We start from the raw sequence: 15,556 nt of genomic DNA, 5'->3' as shown, positions 1-15,556 counted from the left end.
GTCAGCACCCTTCCGCCGTGAGCCGCGCGACAGTGCTCTGGCGACTGGTCTGGCGACTGATCTGGCGAATCGTGTGGCGACTGGTGCGGCGACGCCGCGGCGGGGTCAGGGCCGCGTCACGCGCCAGCACCACCAGAATCGCCCAGGCCCCGGAGGCCTGCGCCGGCGTGTGGTCAGGCCCGTCCGCGCCAGCCGCCGCCGCGGTGGTCACCGCGGCGGAACTGGCCGCGGCACCGGTGATCAGGGCGCGGCGGGACGGCGCAGACGGCATGGGTCAGCTCCTCGTCGGGAGTGGGCTGTTGGCGGCGCGCGCCTCCTCGGCGAGCGTCGCCTCCAGGGCGTGGCCCACCAGCGCGATGAGCGCGGACCGGGTCGACGGCTGGTTGCGCGCGTCGCAGGTCAGGATCGGGTGGTCGATGTCGAGCGCGCCACGGACGTCGCTGAGCGGGTGGACGGTCGCGCCTTCGAACTGGTTGACCGCGACGACGAAGGGCAGCTTGCGGTCCTCGAAAAAGTCGATCGCCGCGAAGCTGTCCTCCAGCCGCCGGGTGTCGGCGAGCACGACCGCGCCGACGGCACCGAGCGTCAGCTCGTCCCACATGAACCAGAAGCGGTCCTGGCCGGGCGTGCCGAACAGGTAGAGCACGACATCCTGTTCGGGCAGCGTGATCCGGCCGAAGTCCATCGCCACCGTCGTCGTCGTCTTGCCGGCGACTCTGGAGGTGTCATCGACGCCGACCGAGGCCGCCGTCATGTGCGCCTCGGTCCGCAGCGGGGGAATCTCGCTGATGGACCCGACGAACGTCGTCTTCCCGACGCCAAACCCGCCGGCGACGATGATCTTCAGGGGGATGGTGGTGGGCTCGGTGTCTGGTCTAGAGCCGCTGTAGGCCATCGAGGACCTTTCGGAGCAGTTCGGAGTCGGGCCGCCAGTCGGGGCGCTCGGGCCGATGCACCGCGACGAAGCCGGCGGAGGCCATGTCTGCGACCAGCACCTGCGCGACGCCCAGGGGCAGGTCGAGATGGGCCGAGATCTCCGCCACCGACTGGAGGTGGCGGCAAAGGAAGGCGATCTCGCGCTGCTCGGGAGGCATGGACGGGCTGCGCGCGGCACCCAGGCCCCGGCTGGTGGTGGCCACCAGGGCGACCATCTCCAGCGTCGAGGTGGGACGGGTCCGCCCGCCGGTCACGGCGTACGGGCGCACGACCGGACCGGCCTCCTCCTCGGGCAGCTCGTCGTCGCCCCGGGACACCGCACGCTCCTAAGCGGTCGCGCGGATCGGCGGGGTAAGCGCCTGACCAGCCCTGGTCACCAGCCGCGCCATCTCGAAGGCGATCAGCCCCGGGTCGGCGGTCCCGGCGGCGGAGACGGCCAGGCAGGCGCCGTCGCCGATCGCGGAGACGAACAGGTAGCCGCTGTCCATCTCGACGATCGTCTGGCGGACGTCGCCGCCGTCCATGTACCGGGACGCGCCGAGGGCCAGAGAGCGGAAGCCGGAGGCGACGGCGGCGATCTGGTCGCCGCCCTCCCGGCTGAGCGCCGCCGACCGCGCGAGCTGCAGTCCGTCGGCCGACAGCGCGACCGCCCAGTGGACGTCGGCGATCCGCCGCTCCAGGTCGTTCAGCAGGAAGTCGAGGTTACCGGTGGGTGGCATCGCCAGTCCTTTCGTCATCGCGGGCCGCGGGCAGTCCTTGCCCCTGCTGGAAACCGGCACGGAACGAGGTCACCAGCCGTCGGGCCTTGTCCGGGTCGGGCTCGTTGCGGGCCGGGCCGCCGGGCGCGGGTACCGGGCGGCCGCCCCGCAGCGCGTCGGAGAGGTTCGCGCCTCGCCGCCGATGGGGCAGGTGGCCCAGCGGCGGGTCCCCCGGTACGGGCCGGACCGCGCGGGGAGCCGGGAGGTCCGGAACGGGGACGGGCAGGTGCGCCGCGGGGACAGGCCTGGGTGGCACCGACCGGGGTGGGGGCGGCGGTGGCGGTGGCGGCACCGCCACCGGTCGGGGCACTGCCCTCGGGGCTGCCGGCGGCGGGGCCGGCAGGGGAGCCGTCGGCGGCGACTGGGGCGCCACCGGCACCGGGCCGCGGGTCCAGTCGGCGGCGACCATGTCGAAGACGGGCAGCCCGTCCGTCCGGCCGCCGGGCGCTCCGGCCGGGGCACCGTTCGGAGCGCCGTGCGGCCCTCCGTTGGGAGCACCGTTCGGAGCGCCGTTGGGGGCGCCGTTGCGCGCGGGCGGCGGGGCGAAGAAGGCGGCTCGGACCACCGCGGCCTCCGGCACGTCGTCGGCGTCGACGAGCGGCCTGGGCCGCCGGTCGAACGGTCGGTCGTCAGGGCGGTCGACCGGTCGAGGCTCCTCGTACTGGCCGCTCGGCCAGACCTCCTCACCGGGCCGGCCGCGGATCGGCATCGGCGGGAGCGGCGGCTCCTCGTAGCCGGCGCCGACCATGTCCAGCCGGTCGAACGCGTTCATCCGGGCCAGCGCGGCCTTCAGCGGCTCGTCGTCCGGCACGTCCGGCGCGGCGACGAGGTCGGCCTCGGCGAGCACGTTCGACGGCAGCAGCGCGATGGCGGTGACGCCGCCGTACGGGTTGCGGGCCAGCTGCACGGTGATCTGGTGGCGGGCCGCGAGGTTCGCGACGACCCACAGGCCCAGCTTGTCGCCCTCGGACTCGGAGTTGAACGGCGGCGGGTCGGCCAGCCGGCGGTTGAGCTCGGCCATCGTCGCGGGGGCGATGCCGACGCCGCGGTCCTCCACCTCGACGGCGACCCCGGTGCCGACCCTGCTGCTGGTGACCAGGACCGGCGTGCGTTCCGGGGACATCTGGCAGGCGTTCTCGATCAGCTCGGCGAGCAGGTGGATCAGGTCGCCGACGACCGGGCCGACGAGCCGGTCGTCCACGGTGGTGGACGCCTCGACCCGGGTGTAGGACTCGACCTCGGCGACCGCGGCCCGCATCGAGTCGATCACCTTGACGGGCGAGCGGAACACCCGGGACGGCCGGCCGCCGGAAAGCGCGATCTGGCCCTCGACCTCGCGGCGCATGCGGGTCGCGAGGTGGTCGAGGCGGAACAGCCGCTCCAGCATGTCCGGGTCCTGCTGGTCACGCTCCAGGTCGGTGATCAGCTTGAGCTGGCGGTGGATCAGTGCCTGGCTGCGGCGGGCCAGGTTTCGCATGGACGAGGACAGCGAGTGCTGGGCCGCGACCTCCGTCGCCGAGTTCACGGCGGCGGTGTAGACGTCGTGCAGCGCCCGGGCGACGTCGCCGATCTCGTCGTCCGACTCCAGGTCGGAGCCGTCGTCGAAGTCCTCGGCCAGTGGCCGGCGGGCCCGGATCGCGGCCGTCACGGCGGGCAGCCGCTCCTCGGCGACCGCCACCGCGCCCTCCCGCAGCGCCCGCAGCTGGCGGACCAGCCGCTGGGCGATCACCACGGACACGCCGATCGCGACAGCCATGATGGCGGCGGCGGCGAGCGCGACCAGCCAGGCCCGCGCGGTGGCCGCTGAGGCCAGCGAGCTGCTTCGGTTGGTCAGATCGGTGGTGATCTGCTGCTCGACGGTACGGAGGCGGTCGATCTCCGTGGTGACCGTGGCCTTCCAAACCTCGGGGTCGATGTCGATCGCCTGGCCGGACTGGGCCTCGGTCAGCACCTTGTCCCGGATCGCGACCGCCGGGGTTCTGGCCGGCGCGACCTGCTGGTCGTAGAACTGGCGCTGCCCGCTGTCGGCCGCGGCGTTGAACTGCGACATCCAGGCGGCCTCGCCCCCGACCGCGGCCCGGATCCGGGCGACGTTGTCGGCGACCTGGTCGTGCAGGAACACCGTCAGCGCGACGTAGCCGCGCTGCTGGGCGACCTGCTCGGTCAGGTTCGAGATGGCGGTCAGCGCGGTGACCGTGCGGGCCACCTCCTGGTCGCTGGTACCGACGCCGACCTGGGCCGCGGTCACACCGAGCCAGGCCGCGACGATGCCGTTGTAGGTGTCACCGACCCCGCTGATGCCGGCCGTCTTCGCGTCGATGCTCTTGCGCACCACGGACAGCTGGCCCATCTGCTTCTCCGCCGTGCCCAGCGCGAGGCGCAGCCGCGGGTCGTCGGGGAAGCTGGCGGCCTGCACCTGGGCGAAGGCCTTGTCGACGGGCGGGCGGGCCGCGGAGTTGTCGGCCGAGCCGACGCGGTAGGCCGAGGCCACCCACGTCGAAGCCGTGTACCGCTCCTGCCCCAGCGCCCGGATGAGCCGGTTGACCTGGATCGTCAGCTCGGCCGCCGACCTCGTCCTGGAGGCCGCGTGCGCGGTGCGCACCTGCGCGGCAATCAGGAACGCGCTCAGCGCGACAACGGTGAGAAGCGGCACCACCAACGCGGCGGCGAGCCGGTACCGAACCGGCCATCGCTCCATGTCCACTCCCCTCACCGGCACGCAAATGCCGCAAATCGGGCAGGCAATGCCGGAGCCGACCGCAGACGGTCGAAGGAGTCCCGAGCCGCGACAGGAATGGTCTCGGTGGGGCTATGGCCGCTGGCGCCTACACGGATGGGGGACCACCGCGTGGGTGCCGAAAGCCGGCCCCGGCGTGGCCGAACATAACCGGTCACCAAACGTGCGCATAGGTCGCGGATGTGGCCAGAGTCCGCCAACTTTTCGTGACGTGGCGTGACCCCGCCACCCGGGCACGGCCGCCGACGGCCAAAACGACGGACGGCGCCAGCCGCGGCGAACCCTCAGCACCCGTCGCCGGACGGCCTCGGAAGGAGCCCAGTTCACCGCTTTCGCCGATAGACGGCACGGAGCGTCAGGCCTCTTCGTGATGACGCAACGTTTGACAGGAACCGGCCACCTCCGGCGTCAGCGCCCGAGCCGTGCGCCAATCCCATGCCGCAGCCGCGACAGCCAAGGGCCTGACGCCGACAAACACGACAAACCCAACCCAGGAACGACCTGCTCCCACGTCGCCAGCGCGCCACGCGACACGCCGTGTACGGGGCGCAGTGACCCATACGTGGCGCGATCACGCCAGGTTGTCCTGACCACGCCAATTACGGACCATAGGGATAGCACCGACCGGCGCAATCGCGGTACCGTCCGCGCACACCGAGCAGCTGGCCGTGGGCCGGCTAACACCGTCCCCTGCCCGGAGCCCGGTGCGACGCAACACCGACGTTCGTCAGGACCAGACCAGACCACAACGACTCGTAGAAGAGCACCAAGTGAGCGACCTGGACCTGGGGTTCCTCGGCCTCAGCCCCACCGGCCTCGCGATCTGGGAGCAGGTGGCGCTGCACCCGTTCTCGTCCGCCGACGCCATCGCCGAGCTGCTGGGCACCACCTCCGAAGAGGTGGAGGCCGAGCTGCGCGCCCAGACGGAGCGTGGCCAGGTCCGCTGCGTCGGCGGCACGTGGGTCGCACAGGACCTCGCGGCCTGGCTCGATGCTCTGCACGCCCAGGAGCAGGCCGAGCAGGCCACCGCCGCCGCCGCGCGGGCCCGGCAGCGCGCCGACCTGCTGCGCAGCCACCTGCCGTCGATGCACCGCCAGGGCACCCGCAAGCTGGTCGGTGGCGACGGCAGCGAGATGATCAGCCACGCCGACGTGAGCGTCCGGATCGTCGAGCTCATCGAGCAGGCCACCCACAGCCTGCGGTTCATGCTGGCCGGGCTGATGAGCTTCGGGCAGAACACCCCGGTGATCGAGGCGATGATCCGCGCGGCCGGCCGCGGCGTCCAGCTCAGCAGCGTCTGGACGCCCGAGTGCATCGAGGCGGCGCGGCGCGGCGCGGCCGGGCGGCTCCCTCCGCTCGGCTGGGTCCGGTCCAACCCCGACGTCCCGTACCGCGCCGTCCTCAAGGACGACGAGTCGATCCTGGTCCAGCGTTTACCCAACGACCTCAGCAGCGGCGCGCTCGTGATCACGCATCCGCCGACTGTCGCCCTCTACGCCCAGCAGATCGACGCGCTGTTCGCCGACGGGGAGCACCTCGTCCCGTCGGACCCGGCCGAGTTCCGCCAGCGCCAGAAGGACAGCCAGATCATCCAGCTGATCGCCGCCGGCACCACCAACAAGGGGATCGGCGCCCAGATCGGCTACTCCGAACGCACCGTCCAGCGGCGGATCAGCGAGCTGATGGCGAAGTACGACGCCAGCAGCAGGATCGAGCTGGTCGTCAAGGCCGGCGATCTCCTCCCTCCGTCGCAGTCAGCCTGAATCGATGACCTGGCGGCCGGCGGCCACCCCGGAACGGTGGCGCGATGACCCCGACACAGCGTAATGACCCACGACGCAAAGCGAGGCTGACGAGGATGAGAACGACGAAGCGACCCGAGCATCCCGTCCTCGTGGCCGCCCTGGCCGGCGGCGTCGCGGCGGCCACCGGCCTGCTCACGGCGGGGCCGGCCTCGGCGGCCGACGTCTCGCCGACCCCGCCCCCGCCGACGGCCACGGCGCCGGCGGGCACGCCGGACGACGCCCCGACCAGCATCACCATCCCGGCCTTCGTCCTGACGCCGGTCGCCTCGCCGTCCGCGAGCAGCCCGGCCGCCGCCGGGACCGACGCGCCGGCCCCCAGCGTCGCGCCGACCCCGGACGCGTCCCGGACGCCCACGCCGACGACGCCGGACTCCCCCACCAACAGCACCGCGCCCACCACCCCGGCCCGGCCGACCATGCCGGGCCGCCCGACGACCCCGGTCCGGCCGACGACCCCCGCCAGCCCGACCGACGCGCCCACCGCCGAGCCCACCGCCGCCCCGACCCCGAGCCCGACCCCGTGGACGCCGACGGTCGTCGACAGCGCACCGGCCGCCGAGCCCGCCGCCGGCGGCCAGGCCGCGGCCCCGACGAACACGGGCTGGCCGAATCTGGCCCCGCCCTACAGCTCCGTGCCCACCGCGGGGCCCACAGCCGAGCCCACCGCGGGACCCACCGCGACGCCCACGTCGGCGCCGGCACCCGCCGCGGCTCCCGCGCCGTCGGCGCCGGCGGCGTCCAGCGCCGCCCAGGTCGTCCAGCGCGGCGACTCGCTGTGGACGATCGCCGCCCGCCATCTCGGCCCGGGTGCGACCGACGCCCAGATCGCGGCCGAGTGGCCGCGGTGGTGGGACGCCAACCGGGCCATGATCGGCTCCGACCCGAACCTGCTGCACCCCGGTGAGCAGCTGCAGTCGCCGGCAGCGGCCTGACCGGTCCGATGCCGCCGCCGCGCGCCCAGACGGGCCAACGCCCGCAGACCGGCCCCGCCGACCCGCCACCGTCGGTGCCCGGGGTGGTGGCCCTCGGCCCGTCCTCGGGCGACGCGGGCGTCGGCCAGGATTGGACCGGCACGTGGGAATCCGGCGACCTGCCCTGCACGGTCCGGCTGACCCGGATCCCGGCCGGCCCGGCCGACCGGGAGAACGCGACCGACGCTGCCCGCCGGCTCACGTCGCTGAACCACGCCCATCTGGTGCCCGTTCTGGCCGTCCTGGAGACCGACCGCGGCCTCGCCGTCGTCTCGGCCGCGGTCCCCGGCGCGGTCAGCCTCCGTCGGCTGCTCGCCCAACGCGCGCAGCTGGAGCCGGGTGAGGCCGTCACCATCGGCCTTCCGATCGCGCAGGCGCTCGCCGCGGCGCACGCACTCGGCCTCGGCCATGGCAGCCTCACGGCGGCCGACATCCTGCTGGAGCCGAACGGCCGGCCGCACCTCATCGGGGTCGGCATCGCCGAGCTCGCGGTCCCGCGGCCCGGGCCTGACCCGGTAACCGGGCCGGCCGACGTCTACGCCCTCGCCGGCCTGCTGCGCGACGCGATCAGCGGCGCCGCCGGCCCGGACGCCGCGGCGGTCGCCGTCGTCGCCGCGACCGCGCTGGTGCCGGAACCCGCCAAGCGGCCGACCGCCGCCCAGCTCGCCGACGCCCTGGCCCACAGCACCCGGCCCCTCCCGGTCCAGCTCGCCGCCGCGCCACCCACGCCCGCTCCACCAGCGACTCCCGCCCCACCAGCCGCTCCCGTCGCGCCACCCGCTCGCGCCCGGCCAGCGGCTCCCGCGGGGCCGTCCCCGACTCCCAGGCCGCGCCCCCCGCGGCCACGCCAACCCGAGGACAGCGCCGCCGACGCGCCCGTAAGCCTGACCTGGGCGCCACGCGGGCCCACGGCGCGGGCGGCGCGCACCAGCCGTCGACCGTCCGGCCGGCAGCTGGCCGTCGGGGCGGCCACCGTCGTGGCGGCGGTCGTCGCCGTCGCCGTCATCGCCACCGTCGTGGCGCACCTCGCCAGGCCCTCCGGCGGCTCCGGTGCCGCGGCGCCACCGAGCCAGTCGGCCCAGCAGGCCTGGACCGGCATCCTCGCCGGGCTGGAGACCGCCCGCGGCCAGGCCTTCCAGCAGGCGGACCCGGCCGCGCTCGACGAAGTCGACCAGAACGGCAGCGCGGTCTACAACGCCGATCTGGCGCTGATGCACGACACCACCAGCAGGGGGGCGCACGTCTCCCAGCTGACCACCCGCATCCTGGCGCTGCGGGTCCAGCAGACCAGCGCGGACCAGGTCTGGCTGGTGGTCACCGAGCAGACCGGTGCCTACGACTTCCTCGGCGCCGACGGGTCAGTGCTCGCCCACCAGGACGCCGGTGCCCCCGCCCACAGCAACGTCACCCTCGTCCGCACCAACGCCGGCTGGCGGATAGCCGAACGCGTCCCCGTCAGCTGAGCACCACCATCGCCGCGACCGTCGAGATCGGCGAACTGACACATTCATAGGTTTTCTACGTTGATGTCGATTTCATTAATAGGTATTGTCGATGGTGGCCCTGCCTCGAGCCTCTCCGATCCCCTGACCAGCCCCGTCAGGGGAGCCCGCGGCAGGGCCGACCCCTGGGACGACACGGCCGGCCGGCAGGCCCTCGACGCCGTGGCCGACCTTCCGCGCCCGAGAGCGGCGTACGCCCCTGCGCGGGCACCCTCACTACGATGAGCAAGATCCTGTCCAGCGCGGACAGGCAGCGGCAGCCGTGCCCACACGGTTCGTGTCGCCCAGAAAGGATCCACCGTGTCCGAAGGAACCGACCGCGTCGAGCAACGGCCGGCCATCCCGAACGCCACCCGGGGCTGGCAGGGCGCGCCCAGGAGCAAGCGGCGCGGCACCGGGCGCACCAGCCGGGGCCGGCAGACCCGGGACCAGCTGCTCGACGCGGCCCGGGTGGTGTTCGAGCGCGACGGCTTCCTGCAGGCCCGGGTCGCGGACATCTGCGACGAGGCCGGCGTTTCACACGGCTCCTTTTACACGTACTTCGTCTCCAAGGAAGAAATCTTCCGCACGCTCGTCGACTCGATCGAGCTCGACCTGCTCACCGTCGAACCCTCGACCGACACCGACCACGACCCGGTCGAGCGCATCCGGGCGGCCAACGAGCACTACCTGCGGGCCTACGCCGCCAACGCCGGGATCATGCGGGTGATTCACCAGGTCGCGACGATCGACGTCGAGGTCTGGCGGATCCGCTTCCAGCGCCAGGACGCCTTCGCCCACGCCATCGAGCGGCGCATCCGCCAGCTCCAGGCGGACGGCCTGGCCGACCCGGCCGTCGAGCCCTACTACGCGGCCCAGGCCCTCGGCGGCATGGTCGCCTACTTCGCCGAGCTGCTGTTCAACGCGCATGACCCGGTCGAGGCCGACCCCGACACCGCCATCGAGGCGCTCACCCGCATCTGGATCAACGCCCTCGGCATCGGCGACCGCGGCCCGCGCGGCTAGCCGGCCGTGGACACGCACGACCGCCTCGACCGGCCGGTCGAGAACCGCCATGGCTGGCGGGCCGGCCTGCTGCTGCTCGCGCGCAACCCGGCCGGGTCGATCTACGGCACGGTCCTCGCCGACTCGGTGCTCGCGGTGGAGGCGGAACGCCAGACGACGCTGCGCGACCTGATCTACGCCGAGCTCGTCACCGTGCTCATCTACTGGCTCGCCCACGTGTACGCCGAGTTCCTCGGCTCACAGCAGGGCGTGGGCCGTCGGGGCTGGCCGCGCCGGCTGGCCGAGACGATGTCCCACGAGTGGTCGCTGGTGACCGCGTCCTTCGTCCCGCTGCTCGCGGTCCTGCTCGCGGCGGCCGCCGGCGCCTCGGTGCAGACCGCGTCGCTCGCCGGCATGTGGACCGGCGTCGGCGCGCTGATCCTGTGGGGCGAGATCGCCGGCCGGCAGAGCGGCAGCGGCCCCTGGGCCTCGCTTGCCTACGGCCTCGTCTCGGGCGCGTTCGGCGTCGCCCTCATCCTGCTGCGGGTCCTCCTGCTGCACTGACCCGCCCCACGAAGCCAGGAAGTCGCGAGCCGGGCCCCGGCGGGGACCGGCTCACGGCCGTCCGGCGCCGCCAGCCGGGGCCGGGACCGCCACGAGCCGCCCGGACGGCGGCCCCGCCGGCCCTCCGTACCGCTGACCGACGATGAACAGCTCAGGCTCCGGTCCTCGGCTGAGCGTGCAGGAGAAGGCTCCCCGGTCCAGCTCGACCGTGCCGAGCACCTCGCCGCCCTCGCGAATGCGCACGCAGTGCCGGTTCGCCACGTCGGCGTACCAGACGGCCCCCTCGGCATCGAGGCAGATGCCGTCCGGATGGTCGCCGCCGGCGTCCGCCCACACCCTGCGGTCCGTCAGGCCGCCGTCCGGGCCGATGGCGAAGGCCGTCAGCCGGTTGGCGTGGGACTCGGCCACGACCAGCGTGCCGCCGTCGGCCGTGATCGCCATGCCGTTGGGAAACGCGAGGTCGTCCGCGACCGCGCGGACGTCGCCGTCGGGTGTGACTCGCGCGACCAGGCCGGGCTTCGGCTGGCCGGCCGGAAAGTCGAAGCCGATGTTGTTCAGGTACGCCGCGCCGCCCGCGTCGACGACGATCTCGTTCCACGGTGTCGTCGCGACGGACGCCAGGTCGGCGTGGGTGACCATCGAACCGTCTTCCTCGCGCCGCAGCAGCCGCTGGTGCGCCGAGTCGACCACGAGCAGCCGGCCGTCCGGCAGGAAGTCGATGCACATCGGGAACGACGGCACGCCGACCACGACCTCGTGCGCGCCGTCGGGTGCCACCGCGACGACCTGATGGGCGCCCCAGTCGGAGAACCAGACCCGCCCGTCGTGCCACCTCGTCGACTCGCCGAACACGATGCCTTCCCGCAACACCCGCACGCGACCGCTCCTTCGTTGGACAGCGTCACGACGACCGACCGGCGGGCGCGCCCGTTCTCATCGGCCGGGCTACCGGACGGCCTCGCCGGAGCCGGCCGTCAGTTCGTCGCCCACCCGCGGTGCTGGCGTGGCGGGGGGCGCGGGTGGCTCGGGCGCCGCCGCCACGGTGTGTCCGGGCCGCAACAGGACCGCTGCCAGCACGATGCCGGCCGCGACACAGCAGGCGGCGACCACCAGACCGAGCCGGTCGCCGCCGACCAGCGCCGACACCGGATCGCGCCCGGCCCTGGTCAGGCTCGCCGTGCGGCCCGCCGCGACCGTGCCGAACACCGCGAGGCCGATCGCCGCCGAGACCTGCATGGAGACGTTGACGATGCCCGACGCCAGGCCCGCGTCCGCCGGGGGCACGTCGGCCAGCGCCAGCGTCGTCAGCGGGACGAACGCGCCGCCGCCGCCGAGGCCGAGCAGCAGGGTGACGATCAGCATGCGCGGGAAGTACGGCGTGCCCACTCCGGCGGTCGCGAACAGGATCAGCCCCGCCAGCATGATGGCCATGCCGGCGACCAGGACCCGGTACGGCCCCAGGCGGGTGGTCAGCCACCGGGCGAACCCGAGCGACATGACGGCGACGACCCCCGTCTGCGGCAGGAACGCGGCCCCGGTCGCGACCGCGCCGTAGCCCAGCACCCGCTGCAGGTAGAGCGCCCCGAAGAAGAAGAAGCCGTACATGCCGGCAGCCATCACCGCGCGCACGGCGCTGCCGGCGATCAGGCTGCGCTGGCGCAGCACCCGCGGCGGCAGCATCGGGTCGGCGACGCGCGCCTCCCAGCCGGCGAAGGCGGCGAGCAGCACGACGGCGACCGCCCCGGTTCCCAGGGTGCGGGCCGAGCCCCAGCCGACGTCCGACGCCCGCACGATCGCGTAGATGCCGATGATCAGGGCCGCCGTGACGAGGACGGCGCCCAGCACGTCGATCCGGGGCCGGTTCGCGCCGTCGACGCCGCGGCGCCGGTCGAGCAGCAGCACCCCGCCGATCAGCGCGACGATCCCGATCGGCACGTTGATCGCGAAGATCCAGTGCCAGTTGATGGCCTGGGTGAGCAGGCCGCCGACGATCAGGCCGAGCGACCCGCCGCCGATCGACACCAGCATGTAGCGGCCGATGGCGCGGGCGCGCTCGGCCGGGTCGGTGAACTCGGCGACGACGATCGCGAGCACCGAGGACGACGCGAACGCGCCGCCGGCCCCCTGCACGAACCGGGCCGCGACGAGCGTCGCCACCGAGTCGGCGAGGGCGCAGCCGATGGAGGCCACGGTGAAGACGGCGATGCCGCCGAGGAACAGCTGACGACGCCCGATCAGGTCACCGAGCCGCCCGGCGACGAGCAGCAGGCTGCCGTAGGTGATCAGGTAGCCGTTCAGGGTCCAGGTGAGGTCGGCCTGGCTGACGTGCAGATCGGTCTGGATCGCGGGCAGCGCGACGTTCACGACCGTGGTGTCGAGCATGACCATCAGCTGGGCCAGCAGGACGACGATCAGCGCCAGCCATCGGCGTGGGTCCGGTCCCGCCGTCGGATTAATCTCGCTCATGAGATAGTCACTATAGCGGGACTATCTCAAGGCAGGTAACACCCCGTGCAGATAACCATCAACAGATCTTGATTGACATGGTCATGTTACGCTCGGACGGCCATGGCACTCTCGATGAGTCCCGTCGACCTGAGTGCGGTCGACCCGGACACTCCGGTCAGCACGGCCACCCCGACCGCCCTGGTTACTCAAAGTGACGAGACTGCTCCGGTGGACGCCAAGCGCCCGGGTGGGCTCGTCCTGATGACGCGGCTGAGCCGGCAGGTCTACCAGGCCGCCAGCGAGGACATCCTCGGCATGAGCCTCAAGCAGTTCGTGCTGCTCAACCAGCTCCACGAGGACGACGGCGTACCCCAGCAGCAGCTGGCCGAGTACCTCTGCCTTGGCGCGAACATCCTGGTGCTGCTACTCAACAGCACCGAGTCGGCCGGCTGGGTCGAGCGCCGCCGCGACCCGGCCGACCGGCGCCGCCACCTCGTCCACCGCACCCCGGCGGGCACCGCCGCGGTGGCCCGCGCGGAGGAGGCGATGGACAGCGTCGAGCACCGCGTCCTCGGCAACCTCACCCCCGCCGAGCGCACCGTTCTGCGCGGCCTGCTCGCCCGCGCCCTCGGCGACTGAGCTCGCCTCGGCGATCTGGTCGCCTGCCGGGGCGGCGGCGCGCTACAACTCTCGGCATGACGACCGCGACACCGCGCACGCCCTCGCCAGGAGCCGAGCCGGACTCGGGCCTCGGGCCCCTCGGCGCGCCGCCGCCGTTCGACCTGGAGATGGCCGCGGCGCTGGAGGCGCTGGCCGGTGTGCTGCCGACGGCGATCACGCCGGAGATGATCCCGCTGATGCGCGGCGGCCCTCAGCTCGGACCGACGAACGACGAGCTGGCCCGCGGCGAGGCCTTCACGATCAGCGAGGTGGCCGTGCCCGGCCCGGCGGGCGCGCCGGACGTGGGGCTGCTCGTCTGCCGGCCGACGGCCGCGACGATCGAGGCCGCCGGGGCCGACCCGGCCGCGGCCCAGCCGGTGATCTACCACGCGCACGGCGGCGGCATGATCATTGGAGACGCCCGTTCCGGGCTGCCGGACATCCTCGACTGGGCCGAGGATCTCGGGCTCGTCGTCGTCTCGGTCGACTACCGGCTCGCGCCCGAGAACCCGCACCCGGCCCCGGTGGAGGACTGCTACGCCGGCCTGCTCTGGACCGCGGCGCACGCCGCTGAGATCGGCGGCGACCCCGAGCGGCTGCTCGTCGCCGGCCTGTCCGCCGGCGGCGGCCTCTCGGCGGCGCTGGCCCTGCTCGCCCGCGACCGCGGCGGACCGGCGCTGATCGGCCAGGTCCTGATGTCGCCAATGCTGGACGACCGCAACGACACGCCGTCGGCGATCCAGCTGGCCGGCCGCGGTGTCTGGGACCAGTCGTCGAACGCGACGGGGTGGGGCGCCCTGCTCGGCGACGCCGCGGGCAGCGCCGACGTCTCGCCGTACGCCGCGCCCGCCCGGGCCACCGACCTGTCCGGCCTGCCCCCGGCCTACATCGACGTCGGCTCCGCCGAGACCTTCCGCGACGAGGATGTCGCCTACGCGGCCCGGCTCTGGCGGGCCGGCGGCCAGGCCGAGCTGCATGTCTGGCCCGGCGCCTTCCACGGCTTCGACCTGCTCGCCCCGCACGCGGCCCTGACCCGCCAGGCCAAGGCCGTCCGGCTGCAGTGGCTCACCCGGCTGCTGGCCCGGTAGCCGGGCGGGCCGAGCTCGCGATCACGGCCGGGTGAAGTCGGCGATCAGCCGGATGGCCTCGTCCAGCGCGGGGGGCCGGTGCGGGTAGTCCAGCGCGGCGAAGGTCACGCCCCGCATCCAGTGGGTGAGGAACCCGAACTCCCGCGCGGCGTCCCCGACCGGGATCAGCGACGTGCGCATCAGGCCCGCGCGCAGCAGCAGCAGACCGTCGACCGGACGCATCACGGCGAGCGCCGCCGACGTGGCGCCACCGGTCGGCCGGTCGTCACCGGGGCCGGGCTCCGCCGGGCTGTCCACCCGGATCACGGCCGCCACCGGCACCGGGCAATCAGCGGCCCCACCGACGGAATGGCGGCTCTTCGATCCGTAGCGCGGCAGCGGGATGCCACCGCCGAGGCCGAGCAGCTCCCCGGCGTCGTCCCAGAGCCTGACCTCCCGGCTGCACGACAGCACCTGCGCCTCGTCGCCGGCCAGGCGCAGCACCGCCGCGTCATCCCCGAGCAGCGGCCAGCCGAGCCTGCGGTGCAGTGCCGTGCTCAACGTGGACTTCCCGGCCCCGGACCGGCCGACCAGCAGCACGGCGCCGGCCGGGCCGACCAGCGTCGCCGCGTGCAGCACCGGCGTACCCGGCCCGCAGGCCAGCGCCCACGGGATGATCGTGGCGACGAGGTAGTCCACCTCGGCCTCGCTCGGCGGACCGGACGGCAGATGCCAGCTGACCTGCCTATCGGACCGCAGGGTGTAGGCGGCGAGCCCCTCCGGCGTGACGACCCGGTCGGTGCCGGCCGCGGCGTGGACCTCCAGGGGCCCGCGCCGGGTGCTCAACCGGGTCAGCAGCGCCCCCCGCGGCGCCGGCACCGAGGTGCCGCGCACGACGACCGTCAGCAGGTCCCCCCCGCCGTCCCGGTCGTCGTCGCCGCCCGTCAGGTACCTGTCGTAGCCGGGCAGGGCGACGTCGGACCGCACCTCGACGGCGCCGAAGCGGTAGCGCAGCGCGGCACCGCCGGCCACCGGGACGGCGAAGGGCCCCCCGGGCGGTTGCCCCGGGGGGCCGGGTGGCGTGGGCCGCGCCAGCCCGCCCCGGGCCCGGGTCCGCAGATCGG

At 74.0% G+C, this 15,556-nt stretch carries 15 protein-coding genes; 7 read left to right on the top strand and 8 right to left on the bottom strand.

Annotation, left to right across the window (positions count from 1 at the left end; translation table 11 throughout):
* Position 1 precedes the first annotated feature (1 nt).
* Genes I6A60_RS33415 through I6A60_RS33395 form a run of 5 tightly spaced genes read right to left on the bottom strand, consistent with a single transcriptional unit; the run spans position 2 to position 4,392 of the window.
* Positions 2 to 271 carry a hypothetical protein gene (locus I6A60_RS33415; protein WP_203022643.1) on the bottom strand — a complete coding sequence of 90 codons (270 nt, stop codon included), beginning with the start codon at positions 269 to 271 and terminating at the stop codon, positions 2 to 4.
* Between the two features lie 3 nt (positions 272 to 274).
* Entirely contained in the window at positions 275 to 895 is a 621-nt protein-coding gene (locus tag I6A60_RS33410; RefSeq protein WP_203022644.1) for an ATP/GTP-binding protein, read from the bottom strand.
* Positions 876 to 1,253 (bottom strand): DUF742 domain-containing protein, encoded by a 378-nt coding sequence (locus I6A60_RS33405; protein WP_013425681.1) that lies wholly within the window; start codon positions 1,251 to 1,253, stop codon positions 876 to 878. Before I6A60_RS33405 ends, I6A60_RS33410 begins: the two co-directional genes overlap by 20 nt.
* Positions 1,254 to 1,262: 9 nt before the next feature.
* Entirely contained in the window at positions 1,263 to 1,655 is a 393-nt protein-coding gene (locus I6A60_RS33400; protein ID WP_013425682.1) for a roadblock/LC7 domain-containing protein, read from the bottom strand.
* Complete coding sequence (locus I6A60_RS33395) at positions 1,639 to 4,392, bottom strand: nitrate- and nitrite sensing domain-containing protein (protein WP_203055782.1); 2,754 nt, start codon at positions 4,390 to 4,392, stop codon at positions 1,639 to 1,641. Before I6A60_RS33395 ends, I6A60_RS33400 begins: the two co-directional genes overlap by 17 nt.
* Positions 4,393 to 5,201: 809 nt before the next feature.
* Between I6A60_RS33395 and I6A60_RS33390 the strand changes: the two genes are divergently transcribed.
* From I6A60_RS33390 to I6A60_RS33370, 5 genes are all read left to right on the top strand, one after another.
* On the top strand, positions 5,202 to 6,194 hold the full coding sequence (locus I6A60_RS33390; protein ID WP_203012005.1) for a LuxR C-terminal-related transcriptional regulator: 993 nt from the start codon (positions 5,202 to 5,204) through the stop codon (positions 6,192 to 6,194).
* 95 nt (positions 6,195 to 6,289) lie between these two features.
* Entirely contained in the window at positions 6,290 to 7,168 is an 879-nt protein-coding gene (locus I6A60_RS42235) for a LysM peptidoglycan-binding domain-containing protein (protein WP_238436785.1), read from the top strand.
* Between the two features lie 8 nt (positions 7,169 to 7,176).
* Positions 7,177 to 8,670 (top strand): protein kinase, encoded by a 1,494-nt coding sequence (locus I6A60_RS33380; protein ID WP_203042662.1) that lies wholly within the window; start codon positions 7,177 to 7,179, stop codon positions 8,668 to 8,670.
* Between the two features lie 339 nt (positions 8,671 to 9,009).
* A complete protein-coding gene (locus I6A60_RS33375; protein WP_203015259.1) occupies positions 9,010 to 9,714 on the top strand; it encodes a TetR/AcrR family transcriptional regulator in 705 nt (234 codons plus the stop codon).
* Between the two features lie 6 nt (positions 9,715 to 9,720).
* The gene (locus I6A60_RS33370) at positions 9,721 to 10,257 is read left to right on the top strand and encodes a hypothetical protein (RefSeq protein WP_203015256.1); all 537 of its coding nucleotides are present in this window, start codon (positions 9,721 to 9,723) and stop codon (positions 10,255 to 10,257) included.
* 51 nt (positions 10,258 to 10,308) lie between these two features.
* Here the strand turns inward: I6A60_RS33370 and I6A60_RS33365 are convergent, their stop codons facing one another.
* A complete protein-coding gene (locus tag I6A60_RS33365) occupies positions 10,309 to 11,133 on the bottom strand; it encodes an SMP-30/gluconolactonase/LRE family protein (protein ID WP_203015255.1) in 825 nt (274 codons plus the stop codon).
* Between the two features lie 69 nt (positions 11,134 to 11,202).
* Entirely contained in the window at positions 11,203 to 12,723 is a 1,521-nt protein-coding gene (locus tag I6A60_RS33360) for an MFS transporter (protein ID WP_203015253.1), read from the bottom strand.
* A 102-nt stretch (positions 12,724 to 12,825) separates the two neighbouring features.
* On the opposite strand from I6A60_RS33360, the gene I6A60_RS33355 reads away from it, so the two are divergent.
* Both I6A60_RS33355 and I6A60_RS33350 read left to right on the top strand, forming a co-directional pair.
* Positions 12,826 to 13,344 (top strand): MarR family winged helix-turn-helix transcriptional regulator, encoded by a 519-nt coding sequence (locus tag I6A60_RS33355; protein ID WP_203015250.1) that lies wholly within the window; start codon positions 12,826 to 12,828, stop codon positions 13,342 to 13,344.
* Between the two features lie 56 nt (positions 13,345 to 13,400).
* Complete coding sequence (locus tag I6A60_RS33350) at positions 13,401 to 14,453, top strand: alpha/beta hydrolase (protein ID WP_203015247.1); 1,053 nt, start codon at positions 13,401 to 13,403, stop codon at positions 14,451 to 14,453.
* A 21-nt stretch (positions 14,454 to 14,474) separates the two neighbouring features.
* On the opposite strand, the gene I6A60_RS33345 is transcribed toward I6A60_RS33350, so the two are convergent.
* On the bottom strand, positions 14,475 to 15,556 hold a 1,082-nt coding region (locus I6A60_RS33345), incomplete at its 5' end, for an AAA family ATPase (protein WP_238436784.1).

This window comes from Frankia sp. AgB1.9, assembly GCF_016786355.1.
Lineage (GTDB): Bacteria > Actinomycetota > Actinomycetes > Frankiales > Frankiaceae > Pseudofrankia.
The sequence above is the reverse complement of the archived record's forward strand: the minus strand, read 5'-3'. Positions and strand labels throughout refer to the sequence as shown.